General features: G+C 64.2%; 14 protein-coding genes. 5 read left to right on the forward strand and 9 right to left on the reverse strand.

Annotated elements, in window-relative coordinates; all coding sequences use genetic code 11:
- The first annotated feature begins 129 nt into the window (after positions 1-129).
- Positions 130-627, forward strand: a complete 498-nt coding sequence (locus FOY51_RS23480) for an SRPBCC family protein (RefSeq protein ID WP_149432707.1) — start codon at positions 130-132, stop codon at positions 625-627.
- Positions 628-634: 7 nt separating this feature from the next.
- Here FOY51_RS23480 and FOY51_RS23485 read toward each other — a convergent pair whose 3' ends face one another.
- Positions 635-1960: a lipase family protein gene (locus tag FOY51_RS23485; protein ID WP_235916683.1), complete on the reverse strand. Its 1326-nt coding sequence runs from the start codon at positions 1958-1960 to the stop codon at positions 635-637.
- A gap of 152 nt (positions 1961-2112) precedes the next feature.
- Between FOY51_RS23485 and FOY51_RS23490 the strand changes: the two genes are divergently transcribed.
- Positions 2113-3147: a DUF6670 family protein gene (locus FOY51_RS23490; protein WP_149432709.1), complete on the forward strand. Its 1035-nt coding sequence runs from the start codon at positions 2113-2115 to the stop codon at positions 3145-3147.
- A 1-nt stretch (position 3148) separates the two neighbouring features.
- On the opposite strand, the gene FOY51_RS23495 is transcribed toward FOY51_RS23490, so the two are convergent.
- The 4 genes from FOY51_RS23495 to FOY51_RS23510 are packed head-to-tail and all read right to left on the reverse strand — an operon-like array spanning position 3149 to position 7214.
- Positions 3149-3910, reverse strand: coding sequence for an amino acid ABC transporter ATP-binding protein (locus tag FOY51_RS23495; RefSeq protein ID WP_149432710.1), 762 nt, complete (start codon positions 3908-3910; stop codon positions 3149-3151).
- Positions 3911-3913: 3 nt separating this feature from the next.
- Positions 3914-5719 (reverse strand): ABC transporter substrate-binding protein/permease, encoded by a 1806-nt coding sequence (locus FOY51_RS23500; protein WP_149432711.1) that lies wholly within the window; start codon positions 5717-5719, stop codon positions 3914-3916.
- Positions 5720-5772: 53 nt separating this feature from the next.
- Entirely contained in the window at positions 5773-6546 is a 774-nt protein-coding gene (locus tag FOY51_RS23505; protein ID WP_149432712.1) for an LLM class F420-dependent oxidoreductase, read from the reverse strand.
- Positions 6547-6584: 38 nt separating this feature from the next.
- Positions 6585-7214, reverse strand: coding sequence for a TetR/AcrR family transcriptional regulator (locus FOY51_RS23510; protein ID WP_187776442.1), 630 nt, complete (start codon positions 7212-7214; stop codon positions 6585-6587).
- Positions 7215-7347: 133 nt separating this feature from the next.
- On the opposite strand from FOY51_RS23510, the gene FOY51_RS23515 reads away from it, so the two are divergent.
- Positions 7348-9816: a peroxidase family protein gene (locus FOY51_RS23515; protein WP_235916684.1), complete on the forward strand. Its 2469-nt coding sequence runs from the start codon at positions 7348-7350 to the stop codon at positions 9814-9816.
- A 90-nt stretch (positions 9817-9906) separates the two neighbouring features.
- A complete protein-coding gene (locus tag FOY51_RS23520) occupies positions 9907-10968 on the forward strand; it encodes an ABC transporter ATP-binding protein (protein WP_149432714.1) in 1062 nt (353 codons plus the stop codon).
- A 22-nt stretch (positions 10969-10990) separates the two neighbouring features.
- Here the strand turns inward: FOY51_RS23520 and FOY51_RS23525 are convergent, their stop codons facing one another.
- Entirely contained in the window at positions 10991-11776 is a 786-nt protein-coding gene (locus FOY51_RS23525; protein ID WP_149432715.1) for a class I SAM-dependent methyltransferase, read from the reverse strand.
- 31 nt (positions 11777-11807) lie between these two features.
- Positions 11808-12224 carry a MarR family winged helix-turn-helix transcriptional regulator gene (locus tag FOY51_RS23530; protein WP_149432716.1) on the reverse strand — a complete coding sequence of 139 codons (417 nt, stop codon included), beginning with the start codon at positions 12222-12224 and terminating at the stop codon, positions 11808-11810.
- Between the two features lie 51 nt (positions 12225-12275).
- Between FOY51_RS23530 and FOY51_RS23535 the strand changes: the two genes are divergently transcribed.
- Positions 12276-12902: a TIGR03086 family metal-binding protein gene (locus FOY51_RS23535; protein ID WP_149432717.1), complete on the forward strand. Its 627-nt coding sequence runs from the start codon at positions 12276-12278 to the stop codon at positions 12900-12902.
- Here FOY51_RS23535 and FOY51_RS23540 read toward each other — a convergent pair.
- Positions 12842-13282: a nuclear transport factor 2 family protein gene (locus FOY51_RS23540; RefSeq protein ID WP_149432718.1), complete on the reverse strand. Its 441-nt coding sequence runs from the start codon at positions 13280-13282 to the stop codon at positions 12842-12844. The genes FOY51_RS23535 and FOY51_RS23540 overlap by 61 nt on opposite strands.
- A 4-nt stretch (positions 13283-13286) precedes the next feature.
- A complete protein-coding gene (locus FOY51_RS23545) occupies positions 13287-14216 on the reverse strand; it encodes a zinc-binding dehydrogenase (protein ID WP_149432719.1) in 930 nt (309 codons plus the stop codon).
- Between the last annotated feature and the right edge of the window lie 27 nt (positions 14217-14243).

Here is a 14243-nt window from a genome sequence, read left to right on the forward strand (position 1 = left end):
AGGCGCGCCGTTCTTTCGTAAGCCGTCGAACGACGGGACAACACAGGCATCACCGAGCGGCAGACCCACAAGGAACAAATCCCGGCCAGTCGACCGGCCACCCATCCCTACTAAACGATTAGGACCATCATGCGGTATCGCGATTGCCCCACCGTGGAAGTCGCCGTCCGAGTGGTCGCGACGCCCGCGGCTGTCTGGTCGTTGGTGTCCGACATCGGGTTTCCCGTGTCGTTTTCCACCGAGCTGCAATCGGTCGAGTGGCTCTCCGGCGCGACCACGCTCGCGGTCGGGAACAGGTTCCGCGGCAACAACGTGCATCCGGCGCTGGGAAATTGGTCGACCGACTCCGAAGTGATCGAGGTGGAAGAAGGCCGTCGCTGGGTGTGGCAGGTGGAAAACTGGGAAGGAAAGGTCAGCGCGACCTGGGGCTTCGAGGTCGATCCGGGACGTGACGCGGTAACCGTTCGGCAATGGGCACGGATGGGGCCCGCACCATCCGGTCTGTCAGGCGCGATCGCCCAGATGCCGGACAAGGAAGCGCGGATCGTCGCCAATCGGCTGGACGAATGGCGCGATGGAATGTCTCGGAACCTCGCGGGTATCCAGGAGGCGTTGGCGGCTGGATGACCCTCCGCTACCGCGCGTGCTGTTGCGGTGCGAACGCGTCGAGATTTCCTGGCCCGACCTGAGCACAGTTGTCCGGTGCGGGCTTGTTCGCGAAGCGATCCAAGAGCCACAGCACCGATTCGGGTCCCCACAGGTCGGGAGCGAGAGTGTGGCTGAGCGGATCGTATGCGTGATAGAGCACCGGTAACCCAGCTGCGCAGTAGCGATGGGCGAGGGCCTGAACGTCCCCGGCGATCATGACGCCGTCACCAGGACCGATGCCTGCCGGACCCGGTGCTGTGCCTTCGAGGATGCCGTTGGCCGCTTGGGCGATGAACATCGGTGTGGTGGGAACGGGCGCCGTCCCCATGTTGAGCTTGTTCACCGCATCGACGAACTCGGGCACCGACTTCGGATCGGCGTATTCGGGTTTGACCAGCTTCTGCCACGTCAGTCCGGGATACCAAAAATTGAGAATCGATGCGTCCGACAGCTGTCGCAGCACCTGTCTGCCGTAGTCGCTGAGGTACCTGTCGAAATCGAGACCGTACGCGCGGGCCACGCCGTTGATCGCCATGCCGATCACGCCACCCCAGCCGAGGCTGCCGGATACGTATTGCAGATTGCGGGCCGGATTGACCAGCACGCCGCCCTGAGCAACTCCGACGATTCGACGATTGATATCCGGGGCGTACTTGGCGGCGAGGATTGCCGCCCAGTTCGATGCGATCGCACCACCCGAATAGCCGACCAAACCGATCGGCGTTGTCGCGGACACGCCGGTGTCCGCAACCGCACTGATCGCCCGCAAGGAATCCAGGGTGTTCATGCCGTATTCGGGCCCAGCGGCGAAATCGGCGTTCTGCCCCTCGGTATCGGGAAGATTGACCGCATATCCGAGCGCGAGCACGGCGGGCATGATGGCGTTTTCGGCGTTGGACATCACGTTTCCGACGCTGATGTTGCGACCAACAGGGGTCATCCCGAACAAATGAAAGTCGCCGGCGACGGCGCGTGACGGGCTGTCGGCGGGGTTCAGCGAATCGTATGCCGACTGATACGACACGACTCCGGTGATCGACTTCGTCGGGTTCTTCAACAACGACGTCACGTTCGCGACCGGCTCACCTTTGGCATCGGTAGTTCGATACACAACCTGTACTGCCTCTAACGGAGTTGCCACGCCGGCCAGGTGATAGGGCACGCTCCGTGTCTTCAATACCGCTCCGGGAGCGAACGAACCGATCGACTGGGCTCCGGTATAGGAGAAGAAGTCCTGGTCGTCGGCCTGCGCGACGCCCGGCAGCGCCAGCGCACCCACAGCGACTATCGCTGCCGACACCAGGCTGACCATTGACACTCGGCTCTGAGTTCGCCGCATTTTCGACCGCCCTGCTTCATAGTGAGACATCGATGTCCCACAATTGAAATGTGACGGTACACACAAGAACGCCGAACGGCAATGGACACTTGCAAATGAGGTTGCAGAGGCAGAGGGTGGTCGAAATGCGGACGTTGGCCGAGCGGCTGATCGACTTGGTGAATCGCACCGGGCACGTGAACGGCATGCCGTTCGATGCCGCGACGCCGATGCCGCCACCGTCCGGCCGAGTCCGGAATTGGGTCCATTACGGAGTGATGGTTCCGGACCTACCCGAGCCCCACCGGTCGTTCGGGGTGATGTCGATCCTCGGCACACCTGGCGTGACCATCTTTGCCAACGATCACGCGATACTCACCGACCCGTCGGATACCGCGTACACATCCTCGGCGACGGCGTCGATGCGTGGCGGACAGTTCCTGGTCCACAGCATCAGCCGGGACTGCGACTTCGCAGCCGATGGCAGCCACCTTCGCTTCGGTAGCGAGCTCGAGATCGACGGCCGCTACCCGCATTTCGCGGTCCGCCGATCGCACCCGGACGTCACGGTGGAACTGACGATCGATGCGACCGACAAGGTGGCGCACTTCGCGAATATCCCAGGGCTGTATCGGCATTGGAGCTTGTTGGCGAGCTATCGCGGGCATGTCGACCACAACGATGAGCGAGTAGAAGTCGAAGGGTTGTGCACTGTCGAGTACGCCTGCGGCGTCGGTACTCACAGCGTGTCTTCGTCGACCTGGCCGAAGTTGCCCGCCAAATTCTTCACCTACCACGTGCTCAACCTCGACCACACCACGCAAGCGCTGTTGGTCGTGGTGCTCGGCCCTTCCGGGCTGCCTGTGCAGCGCGCGGTCTACCTGCGTTCGCTCGACGACTACGGCGCCGTCTACACGCGTGGGTTGAAGTTCGACGTTCAGGCCTACGAGGCGCAACCGCGCGAAACCCCCGACGGTAGGGCGATGCGGCTGCCGCAACAGCTCGCCTGGCGTGTGCTCGACGACGACGGCCACGATCTGCTCGCCGTGGAAGGCCAAGCGGGCGGCGACTATTCGTACGGTCTGGGCGCCGGTTACGTCGGGACCTACGACTACACAGCTATCTATCGGGGCCGGGAGTTGTCCGGGCGGGCCTACATCGAGTACATCGACTGCCGGTAGCTCACAGCACCTGCGACAAGAACTGCTGCAGCCGTTCGGTTTCCGGGCTGTCGAACAGCGCGGCAGGCGGTCCGGTCTCGATCACCTGACCGTGATCCATGAACAGCACGGTGTCGGAAACCGAACGCGCGAAACCCATTTCGTGCGTCACGACGATCATCGACATACCTGTTTGGGCAAGGTCGGCCATCAACGCGAGCACGCCTTTGACCAGCTCCGGATCGAGTGCCGAGGTGGCCTCGTCGAAGAACATGATCTCCGGCTTCATGGCTAGCGCCCGCGCGATCGCGACGCGTTGCTGCTGGCCGCCGGACAGATTGCCCGGCCGCGAATCGGCCTTGGCGGACAGGCCCACCGTTTCCAACTGCTCCAACGCCAGTGCGCGGGCAGCGTCCTTCGACAAGCCCAGCAACTTCTGCGGACCGAGGGCCACGTTGTCGGCAACGGTCTTGTGCGGGAACAGGTTGAAGTGTTGGAACACCATGCCGATGCGTTGGCGCAGCTTGTCGGGGTTGTCCTTCAGCACCGATCGACCGTCGATCAGCACGTCCCCTTGATCGGGTTCGTGCAAGCGATTGAGCACGCGCAGCAGTGTCGACTTGCCGGAGCCGGACGGGCCGATCACCGTCGTCGTCTTACCGGCGTCGACGTTGACGTTCACACCGCGCAGCACCTTGTTGGCGCCGAACGAAAGATGTAAGTCCTTGCCGGTCAACGAGACCGAACCTTGCGAGACCGAACCTTGCGAGACCGGAGTTGTCATCGTTTATCCCCTCTCCACGACGATGGCCTGCTCGACGGGATCCAGGGTTCCCGAGGTGTCGGCGCGACCGGTGCGTAGACGCTTGTCGATGTAGTTGACCAGGTGTGTCAGCGGAATCGTCAGCACCAGGTAGAACAGTCCGGCCGCGACCAGCGGCGACAGGTTGCCGGTCTGGGCGTTGAGATCGCGTCCGACGGCGAACAATTCGCGTTGCGTGGCAAGGAGACCCAGGAAGTAGATCAACGACGAATCCTTGATCAGCGAGATGAACTGGTTCATCAACGCGGGCAGCACCCGTCGCACGCCCTGCGGAATCACTACCAGCGACATCGACTGCCGGTAGCTGAACCCGATCGCGCGGGATGCTTCCAACTGGCCGGTGTCGACGCTCTGAATGCCGGACCGGAAGATCTCGCCGATGTAGGCGGCCGCCAACAGCGACAACGCGAGTGCGCCGAGCCAGTACGGATTGTTGCCGGTGATGTTCTTCACGACCGGACCGATACCGAGGCCGATGACCAGAATGATCACCACGGCGGGCAGTCCGCGGAAGATGTCGGTGTAGATCCTGGCAGGCCAACGCAGCCAACGGGTTCGGGAGATTCCCGCGACGGCGAGCAGCATGCCGAGCAGGGTGCCGATCACGCCGGAGACCAGCGCGAGGATCAGCGTGTTCGGCAGGCCGGTCTTGAACAGGTCGGGGATGGCCTTGCGGTAGAGCTCCCAGTTGAAGAACGTGTCACCGAGCTGGGCCAGCGTGGACTTGGGCGCTGCCTTCTCGGCGGGACCGCTCTTTGCCTTCTCGGCGGCGATGGCCGCGAAGTCCGGCAACTGCGGTGCAGCTGCGGCCTTGCTGCCCGGCTTCCAGCCTGCGGGCAATTGGCGTGGTACCCAATCCGAGTAGAGCTTGGCGTAGGTGCCGTCGGCGATCACCGCGTCCAGTCCGGAGTTCAGCGCGTCGATCAGCGGCTGATTGTCCTTGTTCACCGCCCAGCCCACATAGTTGTTGAGGCTGAACGTGTTCTGCACGATCGACGTGGGATCGCCCGGCTTGATCGCACCTTCGGCCTGCTGCGACGGCGCGACCCAGGCGTCGATCTGACCGGTCTTCAGGTTCGCGTATGCCGTGTTGTAGTCCGGGAACTTCACCGGATCCAGCTTCAGCGTGTTCACCACATAGTCGTCCTGGACGGTGCCCTGAACGACGCCGATCCGCACGCCCGGCTTCAGATCGCCGAATCCCTTGATGGCACTGCCGTTCGGGGCGACCAAGGAGAAGTAGCCGAAGTCGTAGCCGTTGGTGAAGCCGACGGTCTTACGCCGATCGTCGGTGGTGGTGATCGAGCTGGATCCGACGTCGAAGCGCTTGTTCGCCACCTGCGAGAGCAGACCGGCGAACTCGGTGCCCGAGAACTCCACCTGCAAGCCGAGTTTCGCGCCGATCGCCTTCAGCAGCTCGTTGTCGTAACCGGTGAAGTTGCCCTCCGAGTTCACGCAGATGCTCGGTGGTGCGTCGGACAGCGTGCCGACACTCAGCTTGCCCGGCGTCAGCAGCCCCAACGCCTTGACGTCGATCTGGTCGAGCGGCTTCACGTTCGGTGTGGTGTAGCGATCTTCGCCGGCCTGCGCCGACGCGGTGTCCAGGTTGGTGGGTGCGGCGGATGCGCTGTTCACCCCAGGCGGCGAGCACAGGTCGGTCGACGCCGAGTTGTCCGAACCCGACGAGCAACCCGCAAGGGAGATCGTCAACAGCGCCGTCAGTACCAGCAGTATCAGGGCACGCGCTTTCGCGGCGGGAGTGCGGACCATTGCCTGAGCCTAATGGGACATACGCCCCGGCAACGTCTTCCATTGCTGTTGCGTTAAGAGGCAGCCTTGTCGCGCCACTGGATGGCCTCGACGACGGTGGTGAGATCGAAGTCCGGACCGCCGGTACCCACGGTGAACAGGGACACCCCGGCGTCGACGTAGGACTGCGCCTGCTCCGCGCCGGGCCACGACGACGAGTGCTGAATCTGCGCGGGATCGCGACCGACGTCGCTGCAGTGATCGGCAAGCACCTGCGACTTGTGGTTGTATTCGTCGAGTTTCGCGAAGCTGTGCCAGATGGAGCCGTGCTCGGCCACCAGCCGCAGCGTCTTTCGCTCACCGCCGCCACCGATCAGGATCGGGATCTCCCGCGTCGGCGCCGGATTGAGCACCTTCAGTCGCGCTGCGATGCGGTCGAGGTTTTCCTTCAACAACGCCAAACGGCCTCCGGCAGTGCCGAATTGGTAGCCGTACTGGTCGTAGTCCTTCTCGAACCAACCTGCGCCGATGCCGAGGATCAGCCGGCCACCGCTGATGTGATCGACGGTGCGTGCCATGTCCGCCAGCAGATCCGGGTTGCGGTAGCCGCCGCCGCTGACCAGCGCACCGATCTCGACGTTCTCGGTCTGCTCGGCGAGGGCACCGAGCATCGTCCAGCATTCGAAGTGCGGACCGTCCGGCTCACCGTAGAGCGGATAGAAGTGATCCCAGTTGAAGACGATGTCCACGCCGGCGTCTTCGGAGCGAAGCACCGCGTCGCGAATGAGGTGGTAATCGGGAGCGTGCTGCGGCTGGAGTTGAACACCGATGCGGACGGGGTGCGACATATGTAGCTCCTTGGCTGGGAGAGGCGTCACACCCGAGGTTACCTACGCTCCGGCCGCTCCCCCAGGCCGAGGAAAATGATGTCGAGCCCGTCGGTCAGCAACCGCTCGCGCAATTCGGCGGACGGGGTCTGCTGGGCGGCGCGGCGAGTGACGTCGAACAGCACCGCCATCAGCAGTTGGGCGGCGAGTTCGGTGTTCAAGTCCGCTCGGAGAAAGCCTTTACGCACGCCGTTGACGATGAATCGTTCGGTGTAGCGGGTGAATTCGTCCATCGCACCGGAGAGCCGGTCGATATCGAGCGAGTTTCGGTGAAAGAGCCGAACCAGCGCGGGCTCGGTGTCCAGGAGTTCGAAGAGCCGGTACACGATGCGTCCGACCTGCTCGCGGTACTCGGCGATGGTGTTGCTGGACTCCGGATCCTCGCCGAGCATCGTGCTTCCGAGCAGCGCGACGACGCGATCGAAGGCGCTGGACGCGATGTCCATCTTGTTCTTGAAATAGCGGTAGAAGGTGCCGTGACCGATGCCCAGAAATGCGGCGATGTCGGCGATCCCGGTCTCGTGATAGCCCTTCTCGCTGAACAGACGGGCGGCAGCGCCGATGATCTCGTTGCGCCGCCGATCGATCCGTTCCGCATCCGCGGGAGAGACGTCCTCTGATGTCCGCACGGGGATTACCGTAGCCGATCGGATCGGCTCAAACAGCCGCGGAATGAACATTCAGTCTGTAGCGTCGTCGCACATCGAAGGTCCCAAAACTGCCGCTCAACGCTGCGTCGGCAGTGTGAAAGGTGTCGCAAGCATGTCTGATTCCGCCACGAATATCAGCGAGCGCCTCGCGGATCTCCGCAAGGTCGCCGAATCCGACGGACCGGGAGCCGCGCGCCGAACGTGGACGCTCTTCCATGAACTCGGAACCTTGACCGGCAAGGACAGAGCCAGCGGCGAGGCGGCGCTCAACGCCCTCTTCGCGCGCGGCACCGTGCCACAGGACCTCGACGGCCCGACGGACGGAATTCTTGTCGCACCACTGGTGCAGTCGATGCTCGACAAGGTTGCCGGCACCATCACCACTCTCTGGATGCCGTGGCAGGGCAAGCGATTCGACAAGGCGAACGCGCGTGGCGACAACCGTCTGGTCGACAGTGCGCGCTGGCCCGCGAAACTGTTGTGGCCGTTGTACGGAACGCGGTCGAGCGACGGCGAGCGGGTGGCTTTCGAGTTCGAGACCCGCGTCGAGCCCAGCGCCGACGACCCGTCGACCGACGTCCTTGTCATCGACTACGGTCCCGTCGAATCCAATCCGACGCTGCTGATTCGGAGCATTCGCGACGAGCTGGTGGAGATCGTCCCTGGCGTGTATCTGGGCAAGATCCTCTACCGTTCCGGCAGCTCGTACACCAACATCGGGTTCTTCGCGCTGGAGAACGCGTTTCCGGTCAGCGCCGAGAAGAGCCTGTCCGACCACGCCGTCGGATTGCTGGAGAAGACTGTCGAAAAGGGGTTCGGGACCGTCAACTCGACGGCGTTCCGTCAGGTGAACCGCGTTGCCGACTGGTGGAAATTGCCGCTGCCGCTGGCGCTTCTCAACCTCCGCGCCCTGCGCGACGACCTGCGCGAGTACAACCTCTACGACACCGGTGCCGGTGCCGACTTGCCCGCCGCCGCAACGGATCTGCCGCCGTATCGCACCTACGACGGCTCCCGCACCGACCCGCACTACCCGGAGATGGGCATGGTCGGTTCGCGGTTCGGCCGCAACGCGCCCATCGATTCGACGGAGCCGGAAGCGCTCCCGAAGCGGATGGAGCCAAGCCCGCGCGAGGTCGCCGTTCGGCTGCTGCACCGGGAATCCTTCAAGCCCGCCACCACGTTGAACGTGTTGGCGGCGGCGTGGATTCAGTTCCAGGACCACGGCTGGTTCGGGCACGGCGAGCTGTCGTCGAAGACGTTCGTCGACCTGCCGCTCGACGAGAACGACGACTGGCCGGAGGGCAGTCCGATGCGGATTCGCACGTCGAATCCGGACCGAAACAAGCCCACCACCGAACACCGACCACCCGCGTTCCGTAACACGGTTACGCACTGGTGGGACGGCTCGCAGATCTACGGCGCCACCGAAGAGGCGAACCGGCGGTTGCGCAGCGGCGTGGACGGCAAGCTCGCCGTCGACGGCGACATGTTGCCCGGTGAGGACAAGGAAGAGCTTGCGGGACTGGACAAGACGGGCTTCAACGAGAACTACTGGGTCGGTCTCTCGCTGCTGCACACCCTGTTCGTCAAGGAGCACAACTCCATCTGCGATCACCTGAAGGGTCTGCATCCAACCTGGGACGACGAGCACATCTTCCTGACCGCCCGGCTGATCAACGCGGCGCTGATCGCGAAGATCCACACTGTCGAGTGGACGCCCGGCATCCTCGCCAATCCGGTGCTGGAGAAGGGCATGAACGCCAACTGGTACGGCATTCTGCCGCGCTGGATTCGTGACAACTTCGGTCACGTCGGCACCGAAATGATCGGCGGCATAGTCGGATCCGACTTGGAACACGGCGCGGCGCCGTACTCGCTGACGGAAGAATTCGTGTCCGTCTACCGGATGCATCCACTGCTGCCCGACGACTACGAGGTGCGCGACCACAAGACCGGTGCGCTGATCGACGAACTCGATTTCGATCCCATGGAGGGCAAGGACGTTCGGCCGACCATCAAGAAGTACGGCTGGTCGAACCTGCTGTACTCCTTCGGCGTCGCCAATCCCGGTGCCATCACACTGAAGAACCATCCGAAGGCGCTCACCAACCACGTCCGCTTCAACGGCGACCGAGTCGATTTGGCGACCATCGACGTGATGCGCGACCGCGAGCGAGGGGTCGCGCGGTACAACGACTTCCGCGAAAAACTACGGAAGCCACGCCTCACGAAATTCGAGGAACTGTCCGACGATCCGAAGCTGGTCGAGGAGATTCGCGATGTCTACGACAACGACATCGATCGGGTGGACCTGCAGGTCGGCATGCTCGCCGAGACGCCGCCGCCCGGATTCGGCTTCAGCGACACGGCATTTCGGATCTTCATCCTGATGGCGTCGCGCAGGCTCAAGTCGGACCGCTTCTTCACCAACGACTACACGCCGGAGGTCTACACCGCCGAGGGGTTGGCGTGGATCGAGGGCAACACCATGTCCGATGTCCTGCTGCGCCACCATCCGGAGCTGGCGCCCGCGTTGAAGGGACTCGGTAACGCCTTCGCGCCGTGGAACACGGTGTAGGCCCTATGCTGCGGTAGCGACGCCGACCGGCGTCGAGAACCTTTACTCGGATCGTCCGGCACGTTCCTGCCGGTGAAGGGATGTACCGGCATGGCTTCGGTGACCTATGACCGTGCGACGCGCCTGTTTCCAGGCTCGCCCAACCCCGCGGTCGATCAGCTGGATCTGCAGATCCAGGACGGCGAATTCCTGGTGTTGGTCGGCCCGTCCGGCTGCGGCAAGTCGACGTCGTTGCGGATGCTCGCGGGGCTCGAGGACGTCGATGCCGGTCGCATTCTGATCGGCGATCGCGACGTCACCGGCACCGAGCCCAAGGAACGCGACATCGCGATGGTGTTCCAGAACTACGCGCTGTACCCGCACATGACGGTGGCCGAGAACATGGGCTTCGCGCTGAAACTCGCAGGCACCAGCAAGGCTGACAAGGAAGCGCGCGTGCTCGAGGCTGCGCGGTTGTTGGATCTGGAGCCGTACCTCGACCGCAAGCCGAAAGCGCTTTCCGGCGGTCAGCGCCAGCGTGTCGCGATGGGTCGTGCGATCGTGCGGCAACCTCGAGTGTTCCTGATGGACGAGCCGCTCTCCAACCTCGACGCCAAGCTGCGCGTGCAGACGCGCACCCAGATTGCGCAGCTGCAGCGCAGGCTCGGCACCACCACCGTCTACGTCACCCACGACCAGGTGGAGGCGATGACGATGGGCGATCGCGTCGCCGTGCTGAAAGACGGTGTGCTGCAACAGTGTGCGACCCCGCGCGAGCTGTACGCGCGACCCGTCAACGTCTTTGTCGCAGGTTTCATGGGCTCGCCGGGCATGAACCTGTTCACGCTCCCCGTTTCGAACGGTGCTGTGACGCTGGGTGGTTCGCAGATCCCGGTGTCTCGGGAGGTCACATCCGGCGGCGGTTCGGTGGTGGTCGGCATTCGGCCCGAGCATTTCGAACTCGGGTCGCAGGGTATCGCGATGGAGGTCGACGTCGTAGAGGAACTGGGCTCCGACGCCTTCATCTACGGCCGTGTCGCGGGCTCCGACCAGCAGATCGTCTCGCGGGCCGATTGGCGCAATCCGCCGGCCAAGGGCGAGCGGGTAAATCTGGCGACCGATCCCGGCCACCTGCACTTCTTTGCCGAGGACGATGGGCGCCGGCTGGCATAGCGCCGCTGCCCTTCGATGCCGATCAGGCAGGCGCGATCGCGAGTACTTCGACCCAGCATTGCTTGACGTCGCCGCGACCGCTGCCCGCCCATGCCGCCGCCGATCGGGCGGCACTGGCCAGCTGGAGATCGTGGCCGTCGGGTTCTGCCAAGGCGGCGGCGAGCCGCGTCTCGACGTAATTCGCGAGTTCGGTGTAGCCGAGATCGGCGCGGTGCGCCACTTTGCTGGTCACCGCGGTGAAGCCGGCGTGCTGGACGTGGTCGGCGATACGACGACCGGCGAAGGGGTCGCCGCCTGCGCGTTGCCGCAGGATGTAGTGGCCGCGCATCGCGGCATCGACGTTCACGGTCTTGGGTCGAAACTTCGCGCGACTCCAGTCCGACGTCGAGACCGCGAGGGTGCCGCCGGGCCGCAAGATTCGCATAGCTTCTGCGAGAGCAAGTTTCGGCTCCGACAGGTGCCCGAAGAGTGCATGCGCGAAGACGACGTCGACTGTGTGTTCGGCGAGGGGGAGGTCGTAGGCGGAGGCGGCTCGGAAGTCGACGTTGGTGATGCCGAGCTGTTGTGCCGCCTGCAGCGCGTCGGTGACTTGGCTGCGGTCGCTGTCGATGCCGAGCACTTGCGATGTCGGCAGCGCCTGGCCGAGTCCGACGGTCATGGCACCCGGACCGCAGCCTAGGTCGACAATCCGATAGTTGCGCGAACCGTCGAGCGAGTCGATCAGAAAGCCGGCACGATCCGCGGCATCGCGCGCCGACAGCATCGCGATCGCGTCGGCGCCGAATCCGGGCGCGTAACCCTCCTCCACCTCGACCACAGTACGGACGAAGTCGCTCGATCTAGCTGATCTCGTCGGCCAGTCGCTGCAGTGTCGCGAGGAACTTTCGCTGATCGGCGGCGGTGAGGGTCCCCAACAACGACTGCTCGTTCGCCTGAATTGCCGTCTGGGCCGAATTGCGCAGCTTCTGGCCGGTGGGAGTGATCGAGAGCAGCCGGGCTCGGCGGTCGGCCGGATCGGGCTCGCGGGCGATGAGCCCACGATGCTGCAGGTTGTCGAGGACGTCGATGATGCGGGTCTTGTCGGCGCCGATCGCCTCCGCCAATGCGGCTTGGGTGCGAACGGGCTGGTCGTCGAGGTGGAGCAGTACCACGTATGCCCACATGGTGAGGTCGTGGTCGCGGAGGATCGGCTCCTCGGCGATCGCGGTGGCGCGGCCGAGCTGTAACAGCATCGCGGCGAGATCGGGACGGGGCATTGATCGAAAATACGCCTTGACGGTTCGTCTACATGAGCGGATGGTAAGCGTATGCCTATTAATAACTCGATCGAGCTCGATCGTCGTGCGGTCGCCGCAACTGTTGCGATGGTCGACCGGATCGTTGCCGACGATCTGACCCTGCCCACGCCCTGCGGAACCTGGAACCTTGCAGACCTGTTGGCACACATGACCGTTCAGCAAGACGGCTTTGCCGATGCCGCGGCAGGCATCGTGACCGACGTTGCGCGTTGGGAGCCGGTACCGCTCACCGACCCCGTTGCCCAATACCGGGCCGCGTCGGAGCGAGTGGTTGCGGCATTTGCCCAACCGGGTGTTGCCGATCGCGAGTTCCTGCTACCTGAGATTCTGCTCGAATACCCGTTCGCCGCCGAGCTGGCGATCGGGTTTCATCTCGTCGACAACGTGGTCCATGCCTGGGACGTTGCAGCTGCGCTGGGTGTTCCGATCGAGTTCGACGCCGCGTTTGTCGATTCGGAGGTGCTTGCCGCCGCTCTCGCTGTGGCGCAGTCGGTTCCGGACGGTCCGTTCCGCGAGGAGCCGGGTTCGGCGTTTGCGCCTGGGTTGGCTGTCGTTGACGGTGCAAGCACGTTGGATCAGATCTTGCTGTTGCTCGGCAGATCGCCGGGGTGGGAGAACAGCACCCGCTCCGCATAGGCGGTATCGAAATACTCACGCGCCTCGGCGATCCGATCGTCGATTACGCGGTAGACGATCACCACCGCGTTGTCGTACGGCGTGCCGTCCAAAGCCGTTGCGTGCGTAATCCATTCGGCCACCGCTCGATCGCCGCCCGCGATCACCGTGAGCACTTCCTGCGTGACCGGCTTCGACAGGTCGAGTCGCGCGACCATGGCGGCGAGGAAGCCGTCGAAGATCTCGTCCGGTCCGCGCCACGTTCGAGAGACGGGAAGCGAGCCGATCAACGTCCAGGTGGCGTCAGGTGTGAAGCTGGCTTTTCGCGACTGCACGTCGCCGCCGCGAAGCTTTTCGATGTACGCCTCGATGACGGCGCGGGTCTGTTCTGTGGTGGTCATGATGTCAGCCTTCGATGGTGAGGACGGCGTTGCCGCGGATGCGGCGGTGGTTCAGGTCGTCGAGAACGGTTGTGGTGTCGGCCCAATCAGCGATGCGGCCGATTTCGGGGTGTAAGCGACCGGTCGCGACGAGGTCGACAAGAGTTGCGAGGTCGTCGGCGTCGGAAACATCCGAGACGAAGTGCGGGAAGTGCTTGATGGTGATCGGCGTGTTGGCGAACAGGTCGAAGAAGTCGAGCGTGATCGGCTCCAGCGACGCCTGCCCGAACCACAGCAGGGTGCCGTGCTGGGCAACCAGTGCGGCGGCCGCTCGAAACGAACTGCCGCCGACCGACTCGAGCACCAGATCGTAGGTACCCGTGGCGTCGTGGACATCGGTGATCAACTCCGCACCCAGCTCACGAAGCCGCGAACCCCGCTCGATCGACGACGTCACGGCGGTGACGTGCGCGCCCGCACCGACGGCAAGTTCGACCACGTAGTGACCGACCCCGCCGGATGCGCCTGTGACCAGGATTCGCTTCCCGAGCACGCTGCCGGCCTCGCGGACCAAGCGCAGCGCGGTCAAACCCGCCAGCGGCAGCGCGGCCGCTGTGGTTGTTGCGACGGAATCGGGGATGGGGGCCAGCTCGCAGACCGGGACGGCGACTCGTTCCGCCCATCCCCCGCCGGCCGGATGCCCGACCACACGCTGGCCGACGGCCGGACCGGTGCCGTCCGCCGCCGCTCGGATCACGCGGCCTGCCACGTCTTGCCCCATCGGACGGCCGGGCTCGGCGGGCGTTCCGTAGACGCCGGTGAGCAGGAAGATTTCGCCGCGGTTCACGGAAAATGCTTCGACCTGGACAATTGCTTCGTCTGGGGCAGGGGTGGGTTCCGGAAGGTCGCTCGGTGCGATCAGGTCGCGATCGCCGGTTGCGGTCAGTGCTTTCATGCCGATCACGCTACGAACTCGGGTTTC

This window comes from Antrihabitans cavernicola (assembly GCF_008297975.1).
GTDB lineage: Bacteria > Actinomycetota > Actinomycetes > Mycobacteriales > Mycobacteriaceae > Antrihabitans > Antrihabitans cavernicola.